This is a genomic window from Oceanibaculum nanhaiense (assembly GCF_002148795.1).
Lineage (GTDB): Bacteria > Pseudomonadota > Alphaproteobacteria > Oceanibaculales > Oceanibaculaceae > Oceanibaculum > Oceanibaculum nanhaiense.
On sequence record NZ_MPOB01000003.1, the window covers coordinates 50,512 to 74,171 of the forward strand.

At 64.6% G+C, this 23,660-nt stretch carries 24 protein-coding genes and 1 tRNA gene; 6 read left to right on the forward strand and 19 right to left on the reverse strand.

The window, feature by feature from the left end; all coding sequences use genetic code 11:
* Position 1: 1 nt before the first annotated feature.
* Positions 2-1,279, forward strand: a complete 1,278-nt coding sequence (locus tag BKM74_RS05510) for a TRAP transporter large permease (protein ID WP_086464705.1) — start codon at positions 2-4, stop codon at positions 1,277-1,279.
* Here BKM74_RS05510 and BKM74_RS05515 read toward each other — a convergent pair.
* Positions 1,239-2,678 carry a phenylacetate--CoA ligase family protein gene (locus tag BKM74_RS05515; protein WP_086464706.1) on the reverse strand — a complete coding sequence of 480 codons (1,440 nt, stop codon included), beginning with the start codon at positions 2,676-2,678 and terminating at the stop codon, positions 1,239-1,241. The two genes, BKM74_RS05510 and BKM74_RS05515, sit on opposite strands and share 41 nt — an antisense overlap.
* Before the next feature lie 164 nt (positions 2,679-2,842).
* Here BKM74_RS05515 and BKM74_RS05520 point away from each other — a divergent pair, with 164 nt between their 5' ends.
* Both BKM74_RS05520 and BKM74_RS05525 read left to right on the forward strand, forming a co-directional pair.
* A complete protein-coding gene (locus tag BKM74_RS05520; protein WP_086464707.1) occupies positions 2,843-4,294 on the forward strand; it encodes a sensor histidine kinase in 1,452 nt (483 codons plus the stop codon).
* Between the two features lie 63 nt (positions 4,295-4,357).
* On the forward strand, positions 4,358-5,056 hold the full coding sequence (locus tag BKM74_RS05525; RefSeq protein WP_245825824.1) for a response regulator transcription factor: 699 nt from the start codon (positions 4,358-4,360) through the stop codon (positions 5,054-5,056).
* 50 nt (positions 5,057-5,106) lie between these two features.
* Here the strand turns inward: BKM74_RS05525 and gabD are convergent, their stop codons facing one another.
* Together gabD and BKM74_RS18840 are read right to left on the reverse strand one after the other, a co-directional pair.
* Entirely contained in the window at positions 5,107-6,567 is a 1,461-nt protein-coding gene (gene gabD / locus BKM74_RS05530) for an NADP-dependent succinate-semialdehyde dehydrogenase (RefSeq protein ID WP_086464709.1), read from the reverse strand.
* A gap of 220 nt (positions 6,568-6,787) precedes the next feature.
* Positions 6,788-7,390: a cold-shock protein gene (locus BKM74_RS18840; RefSeq protein ID WP_086464710.1), complete on the reverse strand. Its 603-nt coding sequence runs from the start codon at positions 7,388-7,390 to the stop codon at positions 6,788-6,790.
* Positions 7,391-7,730: 340 nt separating this feature from the next.
* Here BKM74_RS18840 and BKM74_RS05540 point away from each other — a divergent pair, with 340 nt between their 5' ends.
* A complete protein-coding gene (locus BKM74_RS05540) occupies positions 7,731-7,853 on the forward strand; it encodes an aa3-type cytochrome c oxidase subunit IV (protein ID WP_086464711.1) in 123 nt (40 codons plus the stop codon).
* Between the two features lie 70 nt (positions 7,854-7,923).
* Here the strand turns inward: BKM74_RS05540 and ndk are convergent, their stop codons facing one another.
* The 13 genes from ndk to BKM74_RS05605 all read right to left on the reverse strand — a co-directional run bounded on the left by ndk (position 7,924) and on the right by BKM74_RS05605 (position 20,025).
* A complete protein-coding gene (gene ndk / locus BKM74_RS05545) occupies positions 7,924-8,346 on the reverse strand; it encodes a nucleoside-diphosphate kinase (protein ID WP_086464712.1) in 423 nt (140 codons plus the stop codon).
* 80 nt (positions 8,347-8,426) lie between these two features.
* Entirely contained in the window at positions 8,427-8,876 is a 450-nt protein-coding gene (locus BKM74_RS05550; RefSeq protein WP_086464713.1) for a DNA polymerase III subunit chi, read from the reverse strand.
* A 10-nt stretch (positions 8,877-8,886) separates the two neighbouring features.
* The gene (locus BKM74_RS05555; RefSeq protein WP_086464714.1) at positions 8,887-10,494 is read right to left on the reverse strand and encodes a carboxyl transferase domain-containing protein; all 1,608 of its coding nucleotides are present in this window, start codon (positions 10,492-10,494) and stop codon (positions 8,887-8,889) included.
* Between the two features lie 10 nt (positions 10,495-10,504).
* Positions 10,505-11,119: a 2-hydroxychromene-2-carboxylate isomerase gene (locus BKM74_RS05560; protein ID WP_086464715.1), complete on the reverse strand. Its 615-nt coding sequence runs from the start codon at positions 11,117-11,119 to the stop codon at positions 10,505-10,507.
* Between the two features lie 27 nt (positions 11,120-11,146).
* Positions 11,147-12,283, reverse strand: a complete 1,137-nt coding sequence (locus BKM74_RS05565; protein WP_086464716.1) for an acyl-CoA dehydrogenase family protein — start codon at positions 12,281-12,283, stop codon at positions 11,147-11,149.
* A gap of 182 nt (positions 12,284-12,465) precedes the next feature.
* Positions 12,466-13,143: an SDR family oxidoreductase gene (locus BKM74_RS05570; protein ID WP_086464717.1), complete on the reverse strand. Its 678-nt coding sequence runs from the start codon at positions 13,141-13,143 to the stop codon at positions 12,466-12,468.
* A 52-nt stretch (positions 13,144-13,195) separates the two neighbouring features.
* Positions 13,196-13,591 (reverse strand): RidA family protein, encoded by a 396-nt coding sequence (locus BKM74_RS05575; protein WP_086464718.1) that lies wholly within the window; start codon positions 13,589-13,591, stop codon positions 13,196-13,198.
* An 8-nt stretch (positions 13,592-13,599) separates the two neighbouring features.
* Positions 13,600-14,775, reverse strand: coding sequence for an isovaleryl-CoA dehydrogenase (locus BKM74_RS05580; RefSeq protein WP_086464719.1), 1,176 nt, complete (start codon positions 14,773-14,775; stop codon positions 13,600-13,602).
* Positions 14,776-14,878: 103 nt separating this feature from the next.
* Entirely contained in the window at positions 14,879-15,334 is a 456-nt protein-coding gene (locus BKM74_RS05585) for a PaaI family thioesterase (RefSeq protein WP_086464720.1), read from the reverse strand.
* A gap of 56 nt (positions 15,335-15,390) precedes the next feature.
* Positions 15,391-15,771, reverse strand: a complete 381-nt coding sequence (locus BKM74_RS05590) for a MerR family transcriptional regulator (protein ID WP_086464721.1) — start codon at positions 15,769-15,771, stop codon at positions 15,391-15,393.
* Positions 15,772-15,806: 35 nt separating this feature from the next.
* Positions 15,807-17,459, reverse strand: coding sequence for a magnesium transporter (mgtE, locus tag BKM74_RS05595; protein ID WP_086464722.1), 1,653 nt, complete (start codon positions 17,457-17,459; stop codon positions 15,807-15,809).
* 105 nt (positions 17,460-17,564) lie between these two features.
* On the reverse strand, positions 17,565-19,853 hold the full coding sequence (locus BKM74_RS05600; protein ID WP_086465053.1) for an NADP-dependent malic enzyme: 2,289 nt from the start codon (positions 19,851-19,853) through the stop codon (positions 17,565-17,567).
* A gap of 85 nt (positions 19,854-19,938) precedes the next feature.
* Positions 19,939-20,025, reverse strand: a tRNA-Leu gene (locus BKM74_RS05605).
* A gap of 220 nt (positions 20,026-20,245) precedes the next feature.
* Between BKM74_RS05605 and lipB the strand changes: the two genes are divergently transcribed.
* The gene (gene lipB / locus BKM74_RS05610) at positions 20,246-20,926 is read left to right on the forward strand and encodes a lipoyl(octanoyl) transferase LipB (protein ID WP_407668670.1); all 681 of its coding nucleotides are present in this window, start codon (positions 20,246-20,248) and stop codon (positions 20,924-20,926) included.
* Here lipB and BKM74_RS05615 read toward each other — a convergent pair.
* Positions 20,923-22,167: a cysteine desulfurase-like protein gene (locus BKM74_RS05615; protein ID WP_086464724.1), complete on the reverse strand. Its 1,245-nt coding sequence runs from the start codon at positions 22,165-22,167 to the stop codon at positions 20,923-20,925. The two genes, lipB and BKM74_RS05615, sit on opposite strands and share 4 nt — an antisense overlap.
* Before the next feature lie 90 nt (positions 22,168-22,257).
* Here BKM74_RS05615 and BKM74_RS18695 point away from each other — a divergent pair, with 90 nt between their 5' ends.
* A complete protein-coding gene (locus tag BKM74_RS18695; protein ID WP_176342411.1) occupies positions 22,258-22,428 on the forward strand; it encodes a hypothetical protein in 171 nt (56 codons plus the stop codon).
* A gap of 1 nt (position 22,429) precedes the next feature.
* On the opposite strand, the gene BKM74_RS05620 is transcribed toward BKM74_RS18695, so the two are convergent.
* Together BKM74_RS05620 and BKM74_RS05625 are read right to left on the reverse strand one after the other, a co-directional pair.
* Positions 22,430-22,840: a Crp/Fnr family transcriptional regulator gene (locus BKM74_RS05620; RefSeq protein ID WP_086464725.1), complete on the reverse strand. Its 411-nt coding sequence runs from the start codon at positions 22,838-22,840 to the stop codon at positions 22,430-22,432.
* A gap of 8 nt (positions 22,841-22,848) precedes the next feature.
* On the reverse strand, positions 22,849-23,640 hold the full coding sequence (locus BKM74_RS05625) for an enoyl-CoA hydratase-related protein (RefSeq protein WP_086464726.1): 792 nt from the start codon (positions 23,638-23,640) through the stop codon (positions 22,849-22,851).
* Positions 23,641-23,660: the final 20 nt, after the last annotated feature.

Consider the following 23,660-nt stretch of genomic DNA (forward strand, 5'->3'; position numbering starts at 1 on the left):
CATGTCCGAAGCTGCCTGGATCCTGAGCGCCGGCTTCGCCGGCATGCTGCTGCTCGGCGTACCCTTCGCCTTCGCGCTGGGCATCGCCACGCTGGCCGCCCTCATCGCCTCCGACATCGAGGTGATCGCGCTCGCCCAGAAGATGATCTCCGGCTCGCAATCCTTCAGCCTGCTGGCGATCCCGTTCTTCGTGCTGGCCGGCGATCTGATGACCGCCGGCGGCCTGTCGCGCCGGCTGGTCGCTGTCGCCAATTCGCTGGTGCGCCATGTCACCGGCGGGCTTGGCATGGTCGCCGTCATCGCGGCGATCTTCTTCGCGGCGATTTCCGGTTCCGCCCCGGCCACCACGGCGGCGATCGGCACCATCATGATCCCCGAGATGGAGAAGCGCGGCTATAACCGCGCCTTCGCCACCGCGCTGGCCGTCTCCGCCGGCATCATCGGGCCGTTGATCCCGCCCTCCATCCCGTTCGTGATCTGGGGTGTCATCGCCGAACAATCGATTGCCCGGCTGTTCCTGTCCGGCCTCGTGCCCGGCATCCTGCTGGGCGTCGGGCTTATGGTTGTGTGCTGGTTCTATGCCCGCCGCCATGCGATCCCACGCGAGGAACGCGCCACCGGCCGCGAGATGGCCTTTGCCTTCTGGGACGGCAAATGGGCGCTGGGCGGCCCGGTCATCATCCTGGGCGGCATCTATGGCGGTATCTTCACCCCGACCGAGGCCGCCGTTGTCGGCGCCTTCTACGCCCTGGTCGTCGGCATGTTCGTCCATCGCGAGGTGAAGCTGGCCGACCTGCCGCGCATCACGCTGGGCGCGCTGCGCACCACTGCCATCGTCATGTTCATCATCACCGCCGCCGCCGGCTTCGGCTGGCTGGTCGCCTTCGAGCAGCTGCCGCCGAAGATTGCCGCCCTCATCACGCAAGTCTCCGACCATAACTGGCTGGTGCTGCTGACCATCAACGCGCTGCTGCTGCTGATCGGCGCGGTCATGGACAATGTCGCGGCCATGGTCATTCTGGGCGGCGTGCTGATCACCGCCGGCAACGATCTCGGCATGGACCCGATCCATCTGGGCGCCATGGTCACCACCAACCTGACCGTCGGCATGGCGACCCCGCCCTTCGGCTATGCGCTGTTCGTCGGCGCCGCCGTCAGCAAGGTCAGCATCTGGAACATCGCCAAGGCGATGGGGCCGATGATCGCGATCATGGTGCTGGTGCTGCTGGCCGTCACCTTCATTCCGGCGGTGAGTCTGGGGCTGCAGTCGTTGCTGTAGCCCCCACTGCTGTAGCCCCTGCGCCCCCGCGCGCACGGTCGAGACGGGTCACATCCTGCCGCTTCCAGCGGTGGCCCCAGTCGATCCGGCCGGCCTGGGTGACGATGGCGGGCATCGGGTGTCCCAGCACCTTGGCAAGCATGGCCCGGAGGGCGTCCAGCTCCTCCGGAGCCAGCTTCCGTTCTGCCTCCACAAAGGCCTCGATCTGGCCGTCGGCATACTGCACCACACGGTAGTCGCGCACGGGGGCGATGCCGCGCCAGTATTCGCCGCTCAGCCGGGCCAGGCGGAGCGTGCCATCCGGCATGCGGATGAAGCTGCGCTCCCGCCCGTGCAGCGCGCCGATTACCGGCAGCGTCCGGCCGCAGGCGCAGACATCCTGCTGTGGCGCCCATTCAGCATAATCGCCAATCTCATAGCGGATCAGCGGCATGGCGAGACCGTGCAGCGCGGTCAGCGCCACCCGACCCGCCTGTCCCGGCGGACAGGGCTGCCCGGCCTCGTCCAGGATTTCCACCAGCACCGATGCGCTCAGCGTGTGATAGCGCTCCTCATGCGCCGGGCACTGAAAGGCGATCCAGCCAATCTCCTCGCAGGAATAGCGGTCGATCACCCGCGCGCCGAACGCCGCCCGCACCCGCGCCCTGATCTCCGGCGTCACCGTCTCGCCGAAGGTGATGATCTGCTCCAGCCCCACCGGCCTGGGGCCGCCCACAAGAGAGAGTTCAGCTAATCGCAGGGCCAGCGCCGGTGTCGTCACCAGGTAGGGCACCCCGAGCCCGGCCAGCCAGGACAGGATATCCTCCGGCGCATGCCCGATCATGTTGCGGCAATGGGCAACGCCCTGGTGCCCCAGCGCCTCGTAGAGCGGCCCCCAGGTCGGCAGCACCGCATCCGCCATATCCTTGGCGATGGCGATCGGGCGCCTGGAATCGCGGCCATGCCAGCGATTGTCGAGAAAGGTGAGCGCGGTATAGAGCGGCTGGTGCATCGGCAGATAGCGTTCGACGGCGACCGGCACGCCGGTGGACCCGGAGGTCCGCGCGATGACGATCCTGTCCTCCGCCATCCACGGCGCGCGGGCCTTCAGGGCGTTCCCCTGTTCCTGCAGCACGGCACGGGTCAGGACCGGCAAATCCCGGATCAGATCCAGCGCGGTCTCGCCTTCCTGCAAGGGCCGGTCGGGATCAACGCCCGACGCCGCCAGACGGTCGCGCCAGAAGGGTGAGAAATCGCGGGCATGGCGCAGCAGCGTCCGCAGGCTGCCCAGCTGGCGCCTGTCCTGCTCCGCCGCGGGAAGACGCTCGAAGGCATCGAGCTGCGCCGCCAGATTGAGCGTCCGCGTCGCGGCGGGCGGCAGCGCACCGGCCGGCGCAGGCGGTAAATTGTCCTGATCCATGCCTCAAAATATCGAGTGTCGAGGAGCCGGGCCAGCAGGCAGCGACGAAAAGATGGATAGAATGCGCACTAAGGAGTTGAGACGTCGTCTATGCCGGCCTAAACCGGAACGATAAAGATGCGCATGATCCCCTTTTTGGCTGCCTGGAAAGACATCGACCGGCCATGCTTGACGTAAGAACCCTGCTGGTGGTGATACTTGTGGTCGCGGTCCTTCAGGGCATCGGCTTCCTGGTATTGCACCGGACGCAGCCTGGCGTGCCGGGCCTGCGCAGCTATGGCATGGCCTTCATTATCTTCGCCATCGGCATGGCGCTGACCGCCGCGCGCGGCGCGATATCCGATCTGTACAGTATCCTGCTCGGCAATCTGCTCATCGGCCTTGGCCATCTGGTGCTTGCGGACGGCCTCTGCCGCTTCTTCGGCAAGCGCCGCCCGCACTGGCTGGATATGATCTTTGCCGTTAGCTACCTGGTGGTGTTTCCGCTCTGCGTCTTTCTTGACCCCGGTAACACCTCGATCCGGGTATTGCTGTCCGGCCTGGTGCTGGGATCGGCCTTCCTCCTGATCGTCTGGCTGCTGTGGCAGGATGAGGATTATCCGCGGCCCCTGCGCTGGACGCTGATCACCCTGACGCTCATCCACGTCACGCTGCTGAACGGCCGTGGCATCGTCATGATCTTGACGCCGGGCCAGGTGGAGATGGTGGCGAACGATCCGCTGCATGCCCTGCTGTTCATGGAGACCAATGTCTACATGACCTTCCTGTTCGTCGGCCTGGTCGGGCTGGTGATGGCGCGCATCACGGCCGATATCGCGCGAAAGAACCGCGAGCTTACGACCGAAATCGGTATCCGCCGGCAACTGCAGGAGGATCTGTCGGTCAGCTTTGCGAAGGAAAGCGAGTTGCGTCAGCAGCAACAGCATCTCCTGCATCTGGTCAGCCACGAGTTCCGCACCCCCCTGGCCATCATCGAGCGTGCCGTGGAGATGATCGGCGTACTGATGACAGCGCCCCCCGCCGCCATCTCGGAACGGCTGAGCGCGATCCGCGAGGCGGTGCGCCGGCAGCGCCTGCTGGTCCAGACCTTCCTCGCCACGGAGCGGATCGATGAGGGAATCGTCCAGAAGGAACCGCTCGACCTGCGGTCGCTGGGACAGGATGCCGTCTGCTATTTCGCCAGCACCGGGCAGGAGGCACGCATCCGCTTTTCTGCCACACAGGAATATCTCCCGATGATCGGCGATGCGGCAATGCTCTCAACCCTGTTCGTGAACCTGCTTGATAATGCCCTGAAATATTCGCCCGCGGACAAGCCTGTCAATTTCGAGCTGCGCCGCGAGGGCGACAGGGCCATCACAAGCATCGCCGATCAGGGAATCGGCATTCCCCCCGAAGAGCTGGAGCATATCGGCCAGCGTTTCTTCCGGGCCTCCAACGCCAGCAGCCATAGCGGCACCGGCCTCGGCCTGCATACGGCGATGCGTCTCGTCGAACTGCATGAGGGCGAGATGCGGATCGACAGCAGCCAGGGTCAGGGGACAACGATCCTGGTGAGTCTACCGCTTTCGACATACGAGGTGAACACAAACCAGCCATCCCTTGTGAAAGCTTGAGGCAAAGCTTGCCATCACTGTATGGTTAATAAGAGCAACTGAAAATAAGACGCAAAATTGACCATGACATATATTCTGGTCGTCGAAGATGAGCCGTCGCTGCGGGCCGATCTCGTCGATTACCTCACAATCTGTGGCTACATCGCGGTGGGTGTCGGTAGCGCCGGATCGTTCGCGACAGAATTTGCGGCGCGCGAACCGGATGTTCTGATCCTCGATATCGGCCTGCCGGACGGCAATGGCCTCGATCTGGCACGACAGGCGCGGGCACGCTCCGATTGCGGAATCCTGATGCTGACCGCGCACAGCGAGTCCGAAATGCGAATCGAGGGGCTGGACAGCGGCGCCGATGCCTATCTGGTAAAGCACACCAGCCTGAGTGAGATCGCCGCGACCGTTCGCAGCCTGCTGCGGCGGCTGGACCGGAGCGGCCACAGCGGCTCAAACGAGCACAACTGGCGCTTCGATCCGTCGGACTGGCTGCTGATTGCCCCGAACGAGACGAGTGTGCCGCTGACGGCGACCGAGGTCACCTTCATGACGGCGCTGATCGCCGCCAAGGGAAATATCTGCCCGCGCGACACGCTGCTGCAGGCCGTCAGCCGTCCCGGCGCACCGGCCAACGAGCGCAACCTAGATGCGATTGTCCGCCGGCTGCGCCGCAAGGTCGAAAGCACCACCGGCAGCAAGGCGCCGATCCGCATGGTCTATGGCCGGGGCTATCTGTTCACCGCCCGGCCGGACGAAACCGAACAGGACTAAAAAAGCGGCGGCCCCGAAAGACCGCCGCCCTTTTGTATCGCTTGCCTGGGTCAGATGCCCATGCAGAGATATTTCATCTCCAGATAATCATCGATGCCGTATTTCGAACCCTCGCGGCCGAGGCCGGATTCCTTCACGCCACCGAACGGCGCCACCTCGGTCGAGATGATGCCAGTATTGATTCCGACGATGCCGTATTCCAGCCCTTCCGACACGCGCCAGACGCGGCTCAGATCGCGGCTGTAGAAGTAGGAGGCTAGGCCGAACTCGGTATCGTTGGCCATCTTGATCGCCTCTTCTTCCGTCTTGAAGCGGAACAGCGGGGCCACCGGGCCGAAGGTTTCCTCGCGGGTCACCTTCATGTCGGTGGTCACCCCCGACAGCACGGTCGGCTGGAAGAAGCTGCCGCCGAGCTGGTGACGGCTGCCGCCGACCACGATCTTGGCGCCCTTGCCGAGCGCGTCGGCGATATGCTCCTCGACCTTCTCCACGGCGGCCATGTCGATCAGCGGCCCCTGGACGACACCAGCCTCGAAGCCATTGCCGACCTTCAGCTTGGACACCGCCTCGGCCAGCTTCTTAGCGAATGCGTCATAGACGCCATCCTGTACCAGCAGCCGGTTGGCGCACACGCAGGTCTGCCCGGCATTGCGGTATTTGGAGGCAATCGCCCCCTCCACCGCCGCGTCTAGGTCCGCATCGTCGAACACGATGAAAGGTGCGTTGCCGCCCAGCTCCATCGAAGCCTTCTTCACCGTCCCGGCGCACTGCTCCAGCAGCACCTTGCCAATCTCGGTGGAGCCGGTGAAGGTGATCTTGCGCACGATGGGGTTGGACGTCAGCTCGCCGCCGATGGCCGAGGCCGAGCCGGTGACGACATTGAACACGCCCTTGGGCACACCGGCACGCTCCGCCAGCTCGGCCATTGCCAGCGCCGAATAGGGCGTTGCCGATGCCGGCTTGATGACGATGGTGCAGCCCGCCGCCAGCGCCGGGCCGGCCTTGCGAGTGATCATCGCCGACGGGAAGTTCCAGGGCGTGATCGCGCCGACCACGCCAATCGGCTCCTTGGTCACGACGATGCGCTTGTCGGCCTGATGACCGGGGATGGTGTCGCCATAGACGCGCTTGCCTTCCTCGGCGAACCATTCGATGAAGCTGGCGGAATAGGCCACTTCGCCCTTCGCCTCGGTCAGCGGCTTGCCCTGCTCCGCCGTCATCAGAGCCGCCAGATCATCCTGATTCGCCATCATCAGATCGAACAGCTTGCGCAGGATGACCGCGCGTTCCTTCGCGGTCTTGGCGCGCCAGGCCGGGAACGCCGCGTTCGCCGCCTCGATGGCGCGGCGTGTCTCGCCGGCGCCCATCTTCGGTACCGTGCCCAGCTTGCCATTGTCCGCCGGATTGGTGACATCGATGGTGTCGCCCTTGTCGGCATCGACCCAGGCACCGTCGATATAGCATTGCTGACGGAACAGCTTGGGGTCCTTCAGGGGAATGGAAGTGCTCATGGGATTTTCCTGCCTTCGCAATGGATAACCGCGCCGGCTGGGCCAGCGCCTTTCTTAAAGGTCGGGGCAGTATGGACCGCATGCAACCGGTCGTTAAGGGGGAAGCACGCCCATCCGCCATGCGTGAGCGGCGGGCCACATGCCCCCATTGCTGGTATGGCCCGCAAAAGAAAACCCCGGCACAAGGCCGGGGTTTCCAAAATTCTCTGTCGATGCCCGCTCAGTCGTCGTAGCGCGAGCGCGAGCCACGCCCCTTGCCGCCACGGTCGCGGTCGTTGAACCCGCCCCGCCCCCGGTCGCCGAAGCCGCCCTTGTCGCCAAAACCGCTGCGGTCACGGTCAGCGGGAGTGCCACGGTCACCAAAGCCGCCACGGTCACGATCGCCATAGCCACCGCGGTCACCAAAATTCCGGGGCTGCTCGCCATAACCGCCCCGGTCATTGCCACGATCGCCGCCATAAGGGCGGGGCTGTTCGCCGTAGCCGCCGCGATCCCGGTCACCGAAACCGCCCCGGTCACCAGGCGGGCGCGGGCGGTCGCCAAAATTCGTGGAACGGCGCGGCGCCGACGGCTCCGCCGTGCTGGTATCCAGCTCGGACACCTGGGAGACCTGACGTCCCTTCTGGCCTTGCTGTACCTGGCAGACGATGGTGGATCCCTGCGGCGCATCGTCGAGATTGGCCCGCTTCAGGGCGGAAATATGCAGGAACACATCGGGGGAGCCGTCCGACGGGGCGACGAAGCCATAGCCCTTCTCAGCGTTGAACCACTTCACCGTCCCCGTGATGGTGGCGTCTTCGCCACCGGAATTATAGTCACTCATCTCGTTATGCTCTTTTCGGGAGTTGGGGTCTGGCCCGCGATCCTCTGCCTCAACGATATTCCGGCGATGCCTCAGTTCCTCGGGCCTGGAAGTTCATGGCTGGACCATATCCGAGCGCGCGACACTTCCCCTTCAGGATTACTCGAAATTGGCGATTCCCGCGCAATTCCGCAACTGATTTTAACCGTATTTACCTCATGACAAGGGGCGCCCGCAGAATTCCGCCATTTTCTCTTTTCCCAATCTTTGCGGTTAGGCTATATGAAACCGCTATTTCAGGTCGTGGCCGTCACCGTGCGGCTTGCCGGACCATGTGTGAGGAAGAGGGGAAAACAGCGTCATGACGATGGATACCGAAACCAAGCGCCATCAGGAAATCTACAGCGGCTTCGTGAAGTTCTTCACCTATTCGACCGTGGCCGTGGTCATCTCACTGGTGCTGATGGCGATCTTCATCGTTTGATCGCGACGCAGCAGACGAAAAAAAGGCCGGGTAAAACCCGGCCTTTTCTTTTTGCCTGAAACCGTCAGCCTTAGCCGACGATCTCGATCTGGGCGAAGAAGTAATCGATCTCGGTGGCCGCATTCTCCGGGGAATCGGAGCCGTGCACCGAGTTGGCCTCGATGGATTCGGCGAAATCCTTGCGGATCGTGCCATCGGCGGCGTTGGCCGGGTTGGTGGCGCCCATGATCTCGCGGTTCTTCACGACGGCGTTCTCGCCTTCCAGCACCTGCACCACGACCGGGCCGGAGATCATGAAGGAGACGAGCTCGCCGAAGAACGGACGCTCCTTGTGGACAGCATAGAAGCCCTCGGCCTGTGCCTTGGTCAGCTGCAGGCGCTTCTGCGCGACGATGCGCAGGCCGGCATCCTCGAAACGGGCATTGATCTTGCCCGTCAGGTTGCGGCGGGTGGCGTCCGGCTTGAGGATCGACAGGGTGCGTTCGATGGCCATGTGAGTTGCTCCAGAAGGCTTGTGAGATGAACAGGTGGCGGGGTTATAGCGGGCGTGCTGCGTTGCGGCAACAGTGAGCTTCAGGCGGCCTTCTCCCAGCCGCCCTGCTCCTTCTGCCGCCAGTAGGCCAGCTCATGCCCGGCTGCCTTCAGCGCCTTCCAGCGCGCCCGCGCCGCCGCCAGCGCCTGCGGGTCGCGGCCATCGAACATGTCGTGGCAGCGCTCATAATCGTCCAGCTTCTCCGATACCGCGCCATCGGTCAGGAACAGATAGGCGGCACCGTTGGGGTTTTCGTCCGCCTCGGTCAGCCAGATCGGCTGCTCCGCCGGACTGCCATCCTTCGCATTGCCATGCGGCAGGAATGAATCGTCGCGATAGGTCCACAGATGCTGGGTCAGCGCCTCCACACGCTCGGGCGAGCCGGCCATGACCACGGCGCGCTTGCCGCGCGCCTGCGTCATCTCCAGCAGGCGCGGCAGCTCGTCTTCCAGCCCGCTGCGCAGCAATTGATAGAACCAGATCGTCGCCATTTCTTCCCGCCTACATCCGGAACAGGCCGAATTTCGTCGGCTCGATAGGGCGGTTCAGCGCCGCCGACAGGCTTAAGCCCAGCACGGTGCGGGCCTCCGCCGGATCGACGATACCATCGTCCCACAGCCGGGCGCTGGCGTAATAGGGGTGGCCCTGCTCCTCATATTGCCGGCGGATCGGCGCCATGAATGCTTCCTGCTCCGCCGCTGGCCAGTCGGTGCCGGCGGCCTCGAAATTGTCGCGCTTCACCTGTGCCAGCACGTTCGCCGCCTGCTCCCCGCCCATGACGGAGATGCGGGCATTCGGCCACATCCACAGGAAGCGCGGCCCGAAGGCGCGGCCGCACATACCGTAATTGCCGGCGCCGAAGCTGCCGCCCAGGATCATCGTCAGCTTCGGCACATTGGCCGTCGCCACCGCCGTCACCAGCTTCGCGCCATCCTTGGCGATGCCGCCGGCCTCATACTTCCGGCCGACCATGAAACCGGTGATGTTCTGCAGGAAAATCAACGGGATGCCACGCTGGGCGCAGAGTTCGATGAAATGCGCGCCCTTCTGCGCCGATTCCGAGAACAGGATGCCGTTATTGGCGACGATGCCGACCGGATAGCCATAGAGATGGGCAAATCCGGTGACCAGTGTGGCGCCATAGAGCTGCTTGAACTCGTCGAATTCGCTGCCATCGACGAGGCGGGCGATCACCTCGCGCACATCATAGGGCCGGCGCAGGTCGGTGGGCACCACGCCATACAGCTCGGCCGGGTCGTAGAGCGGCTCACGCGCCTCCCGCATCGCCAGGTTCGGCTGCTTCACCCGGTTCAGATTGCCGACGATCTTGCGCGCGATGGACAGCGCATGGGCATCGTTCTGGGCGTAATGGTCGGTCACGCCGGAAATCCGGGAATGCACGTCGGCACCACCCAGATCCTCCGCCGTCACCACCTCGCCGGTCGCCGCCTTTACCAGCGGCGGGCCACCCAGGAAGATGGTCCCCTGCCCCTTCACGATGATGCTCTCGTCCGACATCGCCGGCACATAGGCACCGCCCGCCGTGCAGCTGCCCATCACCACGGCAATCTGCGGAATGCCGGCTGCGGACAACGTCGCCTGATTGTAGAAGATGCGGCCGAAATGGTCGCGGTCAGGGAACACCTCGTCCTGGTTCGGCAGGTTGGCGCCGCCGGAATCGACCAGATAGAGGCAGGGCAGATTGTTCTCCCGCGCGATCTCCTGCGCGCGCAGATGCTTCTTCACCGTCAGCGGATAGTAGGTGCCGCCCTTCACCGTGGCGTCATTGGCAACGATAACGCATTCCTGGCCCGAGACGCGGCCGATGCCGGTGATGATGCCGGCCGCCGCAATGTCCCCGCCATACATGCCATGGGCGGCGAACTGCGACAGCTCCAGGAAGGGCGAGCCGACATCCAGCAACGTGCGCACCCGGTCGCGCGGCAGCAGCTTGCCCCGCGACAGATGCCGCTCGCGGGCCTTCTCGCCGCCGCCCTGCTTGATGCCGTGCAGCTTTGCCTGCAGATCCTCGACCAGCGCGCGCATCGCCGATTCGTTCTCGCGGAACGCCTCGCTGCGCGGGCTGATCTGGCTTTTCAGGATGCTCATGCGGTCGTGCTCACCAGCCGCCGGTCGCCAGCCAGCGCTCCAGATGGTCCAGCCGGTCATTGCCCCAGAATGGCTCGCCCTCGACGATGAAATAGGGGGCGCCGCAGACGCCGGCGGTCACCGCCTCCTCATTGGCGAGGCGCAGCTTCTCCTTGATTTCCGGGTCCTGGCAGGCGGCCAGTGCCGCCCCCCGGTCGATGCCCAGCTTCGCCGCCACGTCGGCGGCGGCATCGGGCGAGTTCACCGCCACCGCCTCCTGAAAGGCGGTCGAGAACACCGCCTTGGCATAGGCGCGGGCGCGCGCCGCATCGTCCTGCGCCAGCCAGTAGAACAGCCGCGAGGGGGCGATGGCGGCGAAGGGGAAGCTCGAAGGCAGCCGGAAATCGACGCCCAGCAGGCGGGCGGTGCGGGCAAGGTCACGCTTGGCATACTCGCCCTTCAGCGGCTGGTCGAGCAGCGGCGTCGCGCCGGTGGTCTTGAACACCACCCCCAACATGATGGGCTTCCAGACCACGGACCGGTCATACAGCTTCGCCACATCGTCGATGCGCAGGCTGGCGAAATAGGCATAGGGCGAGGAGAAGTCGAAATAGAATTCGACCGGGGGTTTCGCAGCGTCGGACATGGGTTGCTTTTCCTCCTGTTGCTTGTTCTAGGCCGCCGCCAGCGCGCGGGAGATCACCAGCCGCTGGATGTCGGAGGTACCCTCATAGATCTGGCAGACCCGCACGTCACGGTAGATGCGCTCCACCGGAAAATCCTCCAGATAGCCATAGCCACCATGGATCTGGATGGCGTCGGAACAGACCCGCTCCGCCATTTCGGAAGCAAACAGCTTGGCCATCGCCGCCTCGGTCAGGCACGGCTCGCCGGCGTCGCGCTTCTGGGCTGCGTTCAGCACCAGCAGGCGGGCCGCCTCGATCTGTGTCGCCATGTCGGCCAGCCGGAACCCCACCGCCTGATGCTCGATGATCGGCTTGCCGAAGCTCTGACGTTCCTTCGCATAGGCCAGCGCCGCCTCATAGGCCGCGCGCGCCATGCCGACCGATTGCGCGGCAATGCCGATGCGCCCGCCTTCCAGGTTGGAAAGGGCGATGCGGTAGCCCTGCCCGGCCTCGCCCAGCATCAGGTCTGGCGTCAGGCGCATCTCCTCGAACACGATCTGGCAGGTGTCGGAGGCATGCTGGCCCAGCTTGCGCTCGACGCTGGCGACCCGATAGCCGGGCGTCTTTGTCGGCACGATGAAGGCGGAGATGCCCTTCTTGCCGGCATTCGGATCGGTGACGGCGAAGACGATGGCGATATCCGCCCGGTTGCCGGAGGTGATGAACTGCTTGGTGCCGTTCAGCACCCAGTGATTGCCGTCCAGCCGCGCCCGTGTGCGGATCGAGGAGGCATCGCTGCCGGCCTGCGGTTCGGTCAGGCAGAAGGCGGCCAGCATTTCGCCGCGCGCCAGCGGACCGAGGAAACGCTGCTTCTGCTCTTCCGTGCCGAAGCGCAGGATTGGCATGCAGCCGACCGAATTATGCACACCCATGATGGTAGAGCAGGAACCGTCGCCGGCCGCCACCTCCTCCAGCGCCAGGGCATAGGCGACATTGTCGGCCGCCGCCCCGCCCCATTCCTCTGGCACCAGCATACCCATCAGGCCAAGCACCCCCATCTCGGCCACGGCCTCGGCGGGAAACTCATGCTCGCGGTCCCAGCGGGCGGCGTTGGGCAGCAGCTTCTCGCGCGCGAAATCCCGCGCCATGTCGCGGATCATCCGCTGCTCTTCACTCAACCGCATGCCGCCCTCCTCCTCATTTGGTCACCGCAGTACGATTGCCTCGAACCGCTGGTTCTCTCTGACCGTCATTCCCGGGCTTGTCCCGGGAATCCAGGGTCCAGCCTACTCGACCAACATCCAGCGGGCTGACCCTTGGACCCCCGCAACAAGTGCGGGGGTGACGGCTGGAGAATACTTATCCCCTACCAGGGGAATTCCGCCCCGTCATAGTTGAAGAACTTGCCAGTCTTGGAGATATCCAGCCCGCCAATCACCTTGCGCAGGCCGCTGACGCTCTCATTCGTGGTGATGTCGGCGCCGGGGCCGCCCATATCGGTCTTCACCCAGCCCGGATGCATGACGGTGCAGGTAATGCCCCTGTCCTTCACCTCCAGCGCCAGGCAGCTGACCGCCATGTTCAGCGCCGTCTTGGACGAACGGTAGAAGGCACTGCCGCCGCCATTCAGCGTGATCGAGGCCATGCGCGAGCTGATGAACACCACCTGCTTCTTCTCTGACGCCTCGACATGCGGCAGGAAGGCCTGCGTCACCCGCAAGGGAGCGACGGCATTGACGCTCAGCACCTCTTCCCAGGCCTTGAAGTCCCACTCGCCGATAGCGAAGCCGCGCGGGCCGGAAATGCCGGCATTGTTCAGCAGCACATCGATCTTCGTACCGGCCAGCTTCTTGGCGAGGGCCGCGACCGAGGCATCGTCGGTCACCTCCAGCGCCTCGACCTGCACGCCAGGGACCGCCTTCAGCGCATCCGCCTTGCCAGGATCGCGGGCCGTGGCGATGACCTTCCAGCCATCGGCGGCATATTGTTTGGTGAATTCCAGTCCGATGCCGCGATTGGCGCCGGTGATCAGAACGGTCGGCATGATCTTCTCCCTCGATTTTCCGGTAGGACCGCCTTGCTTGTTCGCCCTGGGTTTATTCCCCCTCGGGCCGCTGGATGATGGCGGTCGTTTCGATCTCTATTCTGATCTTGGGATCGATGAACCGGGCGACAACCGTCGTGTTGGCCGGGCGGCATTCCGCGCACCATTTGCCGACGATGGGGGCGACGGTCTCGAAGTCGGACGGATCGCCCAGATAGATCACGATGCGGACGAGGTCGGCCATCTTCGACCCGGCCTCGACCAGTGCCTTGTCGATATTGCGGAAGCACTGCTCGGTCTGCTCGACGAGATCGTCGGAGATCGACATTTTCGCATAGTCGAAGCCGGTGGTGCCGGAGACATAGACCCAGTCGCCATGCACCACGGCACGGCTGTAGGAGCAGAGCTTCTCGAAGCTGGAACCGGAGGAAATGCGGCGGCGCGTCATGGGGAATCCTATCGGGTTTCGTTGAACAGTTCGCGGCCGATCAGCATGCGGCGGATTTCCGAAGTGCCCGCCCCGATCTCATAGAGCTTGGCGTCGCGCAGCAACCGGCCGGTGGGATACTCGTTGATATAGCCGTTGCCGCCAAGACACTGGATCGCCTCCAGCGCCATCCAGGTGGCTTTTTCGGCGGCGTAGAGGATGCAGCCCGCCGCATCCTTGCGTGTCACCTCGCCGCGGTCGCAGGCCTTCGCCACCGCATAGACATAGGCCTTGCTGGCATTCATCGTCGTGTACATGTCGGCCAGCTTGCCCTGCATCAGCTGAAACTCGCCGATGGATTTGCCGAACTGCTTGCGCTCATGCACATAGGGCACGACGACATCCATGCAGGCCTGCATGATGCCCAAAGGGCCTGCGGCCAGCACCGCGCGCTCGTAATCCAGCCCGCTCATCAGCACGCGCACGCCGCCATTGATCTGGCCCAGCACATTCTCTTCCGGCACCTCGCAGTCCTGGAACACCAGCTCGCAGGTGTTGGAGCCGCGCATGCCCAGCTTGTCCAGCTTCTGCGCGGTAGAGAAGCCCTTCATCCCCTTCTCGATCAGGAAGGCAGTGATGCCGTGCTGCGCCTTTTCCGGATCGGTCTTGGCATAGACCACCAGCGTATCGGCATCGGGGCCATTGGTGATCCACATCTTGCTGCCGTTCAGGATGTAGCGGTCGCCCTTTTTCTCGGCCTTCGTGCGCATAGAGACGACATCGGAGCCGGCGCCCGGCTCGCTCATCGCCAGCGCCCCGACATGCGCGCCGGAAATCAGCTTCGGCAGATAGCGCTGCTTCTGCGCCTCGGTGCCGTTCAGCCGGATCTGGTTCACGCAGAGATTGGAATGCGCGCCGTAAGACAGGCCCACCGAGGCCGAGGCGCGGGAGATTTCCTCCATCGCCACGCAATGTTCCAGATAGCCCATGCCGGCGCCGCCATATTCCTCGCCAACGGTGATGCCGAGCAGGCCGAGATCGCCCATCTTGCGCCAGAGGTCCATTGGGAACTGGTTGTCGCGGTCGATATCGGCGGCGCGCGGCGCGATCTCGTCGGCCGAAAAGCCGCGCACCTGGTCGCGCATCATGTCGGCGGTTTCGCCCAGGTCGAAATTCAGCCCGGGCAGATCGTTGGGGATACTCATGGTTCCTCCCTATCGGCTCTTATCGACCGGTCCTGCATCAGACGCGGCCTTACCTGTCAAATCAAGTGTGTCCCATCAGGCATGTCACATCAGGCGTGTCCCATCAGGCGCGGGCACCGCGCTCCTCCGGATCGAGCAGCATCAGCGTGCTGAGCGAGGTCGCCACCAGCTTCTCCCGGCCATCACGCAGCGCATAGACATCGGCCTGGGCGATGACCAGCCGGCGGCCCGGCTTCACGATGCGGCCACGCGCCACCAGCGCCTCGCCGATACCGGGGGAGACAATGTTCAGCTTGTATTCCACGGTCAGGATGGCCTGGCTGGCCCCAGCCACCGTATAGCTGGCGAAGCCGCAGGCATTATCGGCAATCGCGCCGATCACCCCGCCATGGAAGAAGCCGTCATGCTGCGACAGTTCCGGGCGGTAGGGCAGGCGGATTTCGCAGCTGCCGGGCGACAGGCCGGTCATCTCCGCCCCGATGAAATGCATATAGGGCTGTCCCTCGAAGGCCTGCCTGACCCGCGCCGCATACGCGGGATCGCTGATGGTGATCTGCATCGACGCCTCCCCTTCCGCTTTCCGGGAAGCCTAATCTTGCCTTACGCGCACGTCAATCAGTCGGCGGCGTCCAGCAACCGGTCGGTACAGGCCCCCTCCAGCCGGTCCAGCTCGTCCAGGATGGCATCGATATCGGCGCGCTGCTGGCGCAGGATCGCGCGACGCTCGCGGATTTTCCCGACCAGATGGCGCAGCTGCGCACCCTCCCCGCCATCCGACTCGTACAGACTCAGGATTTCCTTGATCTCGGCGACGGAAAAGCCAAGCCGGCGGCCGCGCAATATCAGCTTCAGCCGCACCCTGTCGCCCGCCGTATAGACCCGGCGATTGCCGCGCCGCGCCGGCGCCAGCAACCCTTCCTGCTCATAGAAGCGGACGGCCCGGTGGGTGATGCCGAACTCTTCGGCCAGTTGTGCGATGGTGAAGCTCTCTGACATGCCTTAGCGTCTCACAACTTAACGCAGAGGTAAAGTTAGAGCACGAACGCCGCCGCCAGTCCCAGGAAGGCGAAGAAACCGATCACATCGGTGACGGTGGTGAGGAAGACCGAGGATGCCACCGCCGGATCGACCTTCATCCGTTCGAGGGTGATCGGGATCAGCGCGCCGAACAGGCCGGCGATCAGCATGTTGATGACCATGGCAGCCGCGATCACCCCGCCGATCATCGGTTCGAACCAGAAACCAGCGATGGCACCGATCAGCACCGCGAACAGCATGCCATTCAGCAATCCGACCGCCGCCTCCTTCCAGATCACGCGCAATGCATTCGACCTGCTGAGGTCGCGCATCGCCAGCGCGCGCACCACGACGGTAACAGTCTGGGTGCCGGCATTGCCACCCATCGAGGCAACGATGGGCATGAGAACGGCAAGCGCCACCACCTGCGCGATGGTCGCCTCGAAGATCGCGATGACGCCCGAGGCCAGGATCGCCGTGCCGAGATTGATGAACAGCCACAGGAAGCGCTGCTTCGTGGTTTCCAGCACGCTGCTCTGCAAGTCCGATTCGGACACACCACCGAGACGCAGGATATCCTCCTCCGCCTCCTCATCGACGATATCGACAACGTCATCGACGGTGACCCGGCCCAGCAGCCGGCCGCTGTCGTTCACCACCGGAGCGGAGACCAGCCCGTACTGGCGGAACAGATAAGCCACTTCATCCTGCGGCGTGTCCGCCTGCAGCCGCACGAAATCGCCCGACATGATGTCGCGCAGCCTCATCGGCCGCTTGTTGTGCAGAAGCTTGCCCAGCGACACCAGGCCGATGGGCCGGAACCGCGGATCGACCACAAAAATCTCGTAGAAATCGTCCGGCAGGTTCGGATTGGTGCGCATGAAGTCGATGGTCTGGCCCACCGTCCAGTGCGACGGTACGGCGACCAGCTCGCGCTGCATCAGGCGGCCGGCGGAATATTCCGGAAAGGTGAGGCCTTCTTCCAGCAGGGCGCGGTCGGTCGGCTCCACCGCATCGAGGATCGCCTGCTTCTCGGCGTCCGCCATATCCTCGATGATGGCGATGGCGTCATCGGAATCCAGTTCGGCAATGGCGCGGCCCACCGCCTCCGGCCCCAATATCTCGATCACGTCATCGCGGACATTATCGTCGAGATAGGGCAGCACCTCGGGGTCGAAGCTCTCGCGCAGCACCTCCAGCAGGATCGCGCGCTGCTCGTAGGACAACCGTTCCAGCAGGTCGGCGAGGTCGGCGGCGTGCAGCCGGCGCGCCAGCTTGCCGGCCTTCTTCAGCTTCTCCTCATCGATTGCCTTGGCGACCTTGCGCTCCAGCTTCGGCGTCAGCACGAAGCGCTTCAGCGTCTCGGACTCGCCCGCAGGCGCCGCAGGGCTGCCAGCATCAGCGCCGGCCTGCGCCAGGCCAGGCTCCTCCCCGGCAGCCTCCCCCTCCTCTTCCGACAGCGCCTCCAGCGCCTCCTCGGCCTCCAGGGCGGCGTCGGTAGCCTCGGCGGACAGGGTGGACGGGCCATCGACCGGATCGCGCGGCTGCACGGCCTCTTCCGCCGTCACTGCAGCGGTCATGGTCTCGGCCATGGCCGCCGCTTCGGCTTCGGGCGCGGCGGAATGGCCGGCCTGCTGCTCGTCGCGCTTCTGGTCGGTTTCGTTCATTCGCCACCTCCGGCGTCGGATCGACTCGGTTCGGATCGGCCTGTCGAAGCCATTTCAGGCGGTTCGCCTGCTCCCGCGTCCCGTTACGGCATTCCCTTACAGGGCCTAGACGTAAACGTTCTGGCCCTCGACGCCCTGGGCGTCCACCACCGCGAGGGCCGACATGTTCACGATGCCGCGCACCGTGACGGACGGGGTGAGGATATGCACCGGCATCGCCGCCCCCAGCAGGATCGGCCCGACCGACAGCCCCTCACCCAGAACCTTCAGCAGGTTAAAGGAAATGTTCGCGGCATCCAGTGTCGGCAAGATGAAAAGATTCGCCGCCCCCTGCAACCGCGAGTTCGGGAAGATGCGGCTGCGGATCGCCTCGGACACGGCGGCATCGCCATGCATCTCACCCTCGACCTCCATATCCGGCGCCATCCGCATCAGGATCTGCAGCGCCTCGCGCATCTTTACCGCCGAGGCGGTCTGGTGGCTGCCGAAACTGGAATGGGAGAGCAGCGCCACCTTCGGCTCGATGCCGAAGCGCTTCACCTCGGCGGCGGCCAGCACCGCCAGCTCGGCGATCTCCTCGGCGGTCGGGTCCGGCGTCACATAGGTATCGGCCAGGAAATAGACCCCCTTGGAGAGGATCAGCATGTTCAGCGCCGACATCTGCCGCACGCCTTCCGCCTTGCCGATCAGGTCGGTGATGTGGCGCAGATGATCGTCATAGCGGCCAACCGTGCCGCAGATCATCGCATCGGCCTCGCCGCGCCTCAGCATCAGGGTGGCAATCGCCGTCTGCCGCGTGCGCACCACGGTGCGGGCATAATCCGGCGAGACGCCCTTGCGCTCCAGCAGCTGATGATAAAGCTTCCAGTATTCCGGATAGCGCGGATCGCTCTGCGGATTCACGATCTCGACATTCTCGCCCGGCACCAGCTTCAGCCCCATGCGCTTGATGCGGGTGGCGACAACGTCGGGCCGGGCAATCAGGATCGGATAGCCGATCTTGTCCTCGATCATCTGCTGGGCGGCGCGCAGCACGCGTTCATCCTCGCCTTCCGCGAAGACGACGCGCTTCGGATTCTCGCGCGCCCGGTCGAACACCGGCTTCATCGCAAGGCCGGAGCGGAAGACGAACTGCGTCAGCTTCTGCCGGTAGGCCTCGAAATCCACGATGGGCCGGCGCGCCACGCCGGACTCCATCGCCGCCTTGGCGACGGCGGGGGCGATCTCGACGATCAGCCGGGGATCGAATGGCTTGGGGATGATGTAATCCGGGCCGAACACCAGCTCCTGATCGCTGTAGGCGGCGGCCACCACATCCGACGGTTCGGCCATGGCGAGGTCGGCGATGGCCTTCACGCAGGCGATCTTCATTTCCTCGTTGATCACCGTGGCGCCGACATCCAGCGCGCCGCGGAAGATGAAGGGGAAGCACAGGACGTTGTTCACCTGGTTCGGGAAATCGCTGCGGCCGGTCGCCATGATGGCATCGTCGCGCACCGCCTTCACCTCGTCCGGCATGATCTCCGGCGTCGGGTTGGCCAGCGCCATGATGATCGGGCGGGCGGCCATGCTGGCCACCATCTCCGGCTTCAGCACGTTGGGCGCCGACAATCCCAGGAACACGTCAGCGCCTTCGATGACCTCGGCAAGGGTGCGGCAGTCGGTCTTCTGGCAGTAGCGTTCCTTGTACTTGTCCATCAGCTCGTTGCGGCCTTCATAGACCACGCCGACAATGTCGGTGAGCGTCACGTTCTCGCGCTTCACGCCCATATGGACCAGCAGATCGACGCAGGCCAGCGCGGCCGCACCGGCGCCCGACGTGACCAGCTTCACGTCTTCGAACTTCTTGCCGACAACGCGCAGCCCGTTGAACACGGCGGCGGCGACGATGATCGCGGTGCCGTGCTGGTCGTCATGGAACACCGGAATCTTCATGCGCTCGCGCAGCCGGCGCTCGACCTCGAAGCATTCCGGGGCCTTGATATCCTCCAGATTGATGCCGCCGAATGTCGGTTCCAGGCTGGCGATGATATCGACCAGCTTGTCCACGTCGAGCTCGTCGATCTCGATATCGAACACATCGATACCGGCGAACTTCTTGAACAGCACGCCCTTGCCTTCCATCACCGGCTTGGAGGCCAGCGGCCCGATGGCGCCCAGCCCCAGCACCGCCGTGCCGTTGGTGACCACGCCGACGAGGTTGCCGCGCGCGGTGAGGTTATAGGCTTCCTCCGGATTATCGACGATGGCATTGCACGCCACCGCCACGCCGGGCGTATAGGCCAGCCCCAGATCGCGCGCCGTCGCCAGCGGCTTGGTCGAGGTGACCTGTATCTTCCCCGGCACCGGATTGCGGTGATAGTCGAGCGCGGCTTCGCTGAAATCGTCGGCCATATCCATCCTCGGTGTCTTGTCCGCCTGGATCATACGCAAGAAAACGGCCCGCGGTAGGTCCGGCGGGCCGTTTTCTTTTCAAAAATGGTGCGGTCGAGAAGACTCGAACTTCCACCCGATTTCTCGGACAGCGACCTCAACGCTGCGCGTCTACCAATTCCGCCACGACCGCATATCTATGAAGGCAATGACCAACGCCGCCTGTAACGGCATCCGTATGACCTTCGCCCTGAGGTAATGTCAACACCGCCGGGAAAGCAAGCCTTGCCAAACGGTGCGCGCGGACATACCAAATCCAGAGGGGCACCGCAAGGCGCGTTCGTCCCAAGCCCGTGTTTTTCGTACTATTAAGGTGCCCCGTGCCCGACGGCTCCATCGCCAGCATCCCACAGATCGCCGATCCCGAATGGCGGATATCCTACCAGTCGGTCGCCTATCCCGACGCGCTGGCCGAAATGGATGCGCGCGTGCAGGCGATCCGCGAGGGCAGCGCCCCGGAGCTGCTATGGCTGCTGGAGCATCCGCCGCTCTACACCGCCGGCACCAGCGCAAAACCCGACGACCTGCTGGCGCCAGGCCGCTTCCCGGTCTATCAGGCCGGTCGCGGCGGCCAGTACACCTACCACGGGCCGGGCCAGCGCATCGTCTATGCCATGCTCGATCTGAGGCGGCGCAACCCCGATTTGCGCTGCTATGTCCACGCGCTGGAAGAATGGGTGATCCGCGCGCTGGCCCGCTTCAACGTGACCGGCGAGCGGCGCGAGGGCCGGGTCGGCATCTGGGTGGCGCGGCACGATCTGGGATTGCCGATGCGCGAGGACAAGATCGCCGCCATCGGCGTGCGCGTGCGGCACTGGGTGACCTTCCACGGCCTGTCGATCAATGTCGAGCCCGACCTCTCGCACTTTCAGGGCATCGTGCCCTGCGGCATCGCCCAGCATGGCGTGACCAGCCTGGTCGATCTGGGCCTGCCGGTGACGATGGACGATATGGACGTGGCGTTGCGCGAAACCTTCGACGAGGTGTTCGGCGCAGAAACGAAGCTCTGCCAGAAAGCCCAGGCGCAAGATTAAGAGGGCGCCCCGTCCAGCGCGCGGATCAGCCGGTCCACCTCGTCTGCCGTGTTGTAATGCACCATGCTGACCCGGACGACGCCATCCTCACGGTCCAGCCCCAGCGCCTCGACGCAGCGCGTGGCGTAGAAATTGCCGTTGCGCACGGCGATCTTGTGCGGCAGCAGGCCACGCGTGACATCCAGCGATGAGTGGCCGGAAACAGTGAAGCTGATGGTTGGCGCGCGCCTGGCCGGATCGGCGGTGCGCTGGCCGATGATGCGGATATCCTTGCGGGCGTTCAGATAATCCAGCAGCCGCGCGGCAAGATCCGCCTCCTGCCGGGCGAACAGCCCGAACACCGCGGCGGAGCGCTTCTGGAACCCGTTCTCTGATGCCGGGAAATGATGCGCATGCACCGCATCCAGGTAATCGGCGATGCCGGCCAGCGCGGCCACATCCGGCTGGTTCTTACCGCCCGGCGCCAGATGGTAGGGCACGCTGCCGGCGATGAAATCGTGGTTCTGGTTCTCCGCCTTCGCCAGCAGCTCATGCCGGCCATAGAGCAGCGCCTGATGCGGGCCGTAGGTCTTGTACAGGCTGAAGACGTAGAAATCGACGTCCAGCGCCTTCATGTCGAGCGCCCGGTGCGGCGCGTAGGCAACGCCATCGACGAAGATCAGCGCCCCGGCCGCATGCACCATCCGGGCAATCGCCGGAATGTCGTTGATGGTACCGACGATGTTCGAGCAATGGGTAACACAGACCAGCCGAGTTTTGTCGTTCAGCAGCGCCTGCAGGGCCGGCAGCTCAAGCTCCCCGGTCTCAGGATCGATCTGCCATTCCCGGATTGTCGCCCCGGTCGCCGCGGCCAGCCGGCGCCAGGCGCCGACATTGCATTCATGATCCTGGTTGGTGACGATGATCTCGTCGCCGGGGCCGAACCAGCCGCGCATCGCCTGTGCCAGCACATAGGTCAGCTGCGTCGCCGACGGGCCGATGACGATCTCGTCGGGCCGGGCGTTGATCCAGTCCGCCATCAGATCGGCGGCATCGTTCACCGCCTGGGTGGCGCGGCGCGACAGATCATATTCCGCGCCATGCTGCACCCGCATGGTGGAGAGATAGCGGCTCATCCGGTCCACCACCGCCTGCGGCACATAGGAGCCGCCGGCATTCTCGAAGAAGGCCCAGGGGCCGGCCTCGGGGTCGGAGAAGCTGGGAAACTGGCGGCGGACGAAATCGAGATCAAGGACGGTCAAGAGATGGCTCCCGGTTCAAGTGCTATGCCTTTGCGGCTTCATCAGGCAAGCTAGGGACCAGACGGAGGCGAAGTCAATCAGCGGGGCAGCATGAGCGAGCATGACTGGATGCGGCTGGTCTATCTGACCCTGCTGCTGGCCTTCCTGGCGCCGGCCTTCTATTTCCGCCGGCGCCTGAAATCCGATTTCTGGAAAGACGCGATCATCTGGATCGCACTGGGCGGCGTGCTGGTCGGCGGTTACCTGCTGTTTCTGGGGTAATTTACCCCCGCCCGTCCTCGTCCGGATCCGGGCCGATGCCCATGCCGAGCATGGATTGCAGGCCGATCGCCTGGCTAGTGGTAGCGCCCAGGCTTTTCACCAGCGTCAGCACCAGCGCCCGGATAAACGGGTTGGCGTCCTCCAGCAGCTTCCAGAACACTTTCTCGGTGACCACGGCGCAGACGCAATCCTCGGCGGCACGTACGCTGGCGCTGTGCTTGCGGCGCTCGATCAGCGCCATTTCGCCGAAGATCGCCCCGGTCTCCAGCCGGGCGATCACCAGTTCCCGTCCGCTGACCGTGCGGAACACCTCGACCGCCCCCTTCTCCACCACATAGGCGGCATCGGCGCGCGTGCCCTCATGCACGATGACCGCCCCCTTGGAGAAATTATGGCCCTCGAAGGCGTCCATGCCGGTGCCTATCGGCCCTCGAATTCCGGCTTGGCCTTGGCGAGGAAGGCCTTGTAGCCGGTCTGGAAATCCTGCGTGTCGAAGGCGGCATAGCCTTCCGCGATCTGCGCCTCCGTCAGCGGCGCGGCCTGCTCCAGCCGGCGCGCGAATTTCTTGTGCCAGCGATTAACCAGCGGCGCGCCGGCGACGATACGCGCCACGGTCTCGCCCACCGCCGCGTCGATCTCGGCATCCGGCACGACCCGGTTCACCAGCCCCTTCTGCTTCGCCTCCGCCGCGCCGAACACCCGCGCCTCATAGAGGATTTCCAGCGCATTGGTCTTGCCGACCAGCCCGATCAGCGCGGCGATCTCGCTATAGCCCATGGTCAGGCCCAGCTTGTTCACCGGCACGCCGAAGCGGCTGCTTTCCTGGCAGATGCGCATGTCGGCGAGGCAGGCGATCTCCAGCCCGCCGCCGACGCAGATGCCCTTCACCTTCACCACCACCGGATGCGGGCAATCGGATATCGCCTCCATCGCCGCGTCCATCAGCTTGCCGTACTCGGTGGCCTGCGCGGCATTGGCGCGGGCACTCTCGAACTCGGAGATATCGGCGCCGGGGCAGAAGGCGCGTTCCCCCGCCCCGGTCAGCACGACGCAGCGCACGGACGGGTCCGCCGAAACCTTATGGAAGGCATCGCGCACGCCGGCCCACATCGCCTTGTTCAGCGCGTTCAGCTTGTCCGGCCGGTTCAGCGTGATGGTGGCCACGGGCCCGGCGCGCTCTAGCAGGACGACCGGATCGGTGTCGGTGGGCATGGCGGTTTCCTCTTTTCTTT

Coding starts and splice junctions, on each gene's coding strand:
- ndk (WP_086464712.1), bottom strand. CDS start 8,346: ATGGCCATCGAACGCACCCTGTCGATCCTCAAGCCGGACGCCACCCGC.
- BKM74_RS05550 (WP_086464713.1), bottom strand. CDS start 8,876: ATGGCGACGATCTGGTTCTATCAATTGCTGCGCAGCGGGCTGGAAGAC.
- BKM74_RS05560 (WP_086464715.1), bottom strand. CDS start 11,119: ATGTCCGACGCTGCGAAACCCCCGGTCGAATTCTATTTCGACTTCTCC.
- BKM74_RS05515 (WP_086464706.1), bottom strand. CDS start 2,678: ATGGATCAGGACAATTTACCGCCTGCGCCGGCCGGTGCGCTGCCGCCC.
- BKM74_RS05510 (WP_086464705.1), top strand. CDS start 2: ATGTCCGAAGCTGCCTGGATCCTGAGCGCCGGCTTCGCCGGCATGCTG.
- BKM74_RS05520 (WP_086464707.1), top strand. CDS start 2,843: ATGCTTGACGTAAGAACCCTGCTGGTGGTGATACTTGTGGTCGCGGTC.
- BKM74_RS05625 (WP_086464726.1), bottom strand. CDS start 23,640: ATGCCCACCGACACCGATCCGGTCGTCCTGCTAGAGCGCGCCGGGCCC.
- BKM74_RS05600 (WP_086465053.1), bottom strand. CDS start 19,853: ATGGCCGACGATTTCAGCGAAGCCGCGCTCGACTATCACCGCAATCCG.
- BKM74_RS05580 (WP_086464719.1), bottom strand. CDS start 14,775: ATGAGTATCCCCAACGATCTGCCCGGGCTGAATTTCGACCTGGGCGAA.
- BKM74_RS05555 (WP_086464714.1), bottom strand. CDS start 10,494: ATGAGCATCCTGAAAAGCCAGATCAGCCCGCGCAGCGAGGCGTTCCGC.
- mgtE (WP_086464722.1), bottom strand. CDS start 17,459: ATGAACGAAACCGACCAGAAGCGCGACGAGCAGCAGGCCGGCCATTCC.
- BKM74_RS05540 (WP_086464711.1), top strand. CDS start 7,731: ATGACGATGGATACCGAAACCAAGCGCCATCAGGAAATCTACAGCGGC.
- BKM74_RS05570 (WP_086464717.1), bottom strand. CDS start 13,143: ATGCCGACCGTTCTGATCACCGGCGCCAATCGCGGCATCGGACTGGAA.
- BKM74_RS05575 (WP_086464718.1), bottom strand. CDS start 13,591: ATGACGCGCCGCCGCATTTCCTCCGGTTCCAGCTTCGAGAAGCTCTGC.
- BKM74_RS05585 (WP_086464720.1), bottom strand. CDS start 15,334: ATGCAGATCACCATCAGCGATCCCGCGTATGCGGCGCGGGTCAGGCAG.
- gabD (WP_086464709.1), bottom strand. CDS start 6,567: ATGAGCACTTCCATTCCCCTGAAGGACCCCAAGCTGTTCCGTCAGCAA.
- BKM74_RS05590 (WP_086464721.1), bottom strand. CDS start 15,771: ATGTCAGAGAGCTTCACCATCGCACAACTGGCCGAAGAGTTCGGCATC.
- BKM74_RS05620 (WP_086464725.1), bottom strand. CDS start 22,840: ATGGACGCCTTCGAGGGCCATAATTTCTCCAAGGGGGCGGTCATCGTG.
- BKM74_RS05565 (WP_086464716.1), bottom strand. CDS start 12,283: ATGCGGTTGAGTGAAGAGCAGCGGATGATCCGCGACATGGCGCGGGAT.
- BKM74_RS18695 (WP_176342411.1), top strand. CDS start 22,258: ATGAGCGAGCATGACTGGATGCGGCTGGTCTATCTGACCCTGCTGCTG.
- BKM74_RS18840 (WP_086464710.1), bottom strand. CDS start 7,390: ATGAGTGACTATAATTCCGGTGGCGAAGACGCCACCATCACGGGGACG.
- BKM74_RS05525 (WP_245825824.1), top strand. CDS start 4,358: ATGACATATATTCTGGTCGTCGAAGATGAGCCGTCGCTGCGGGCCGAT.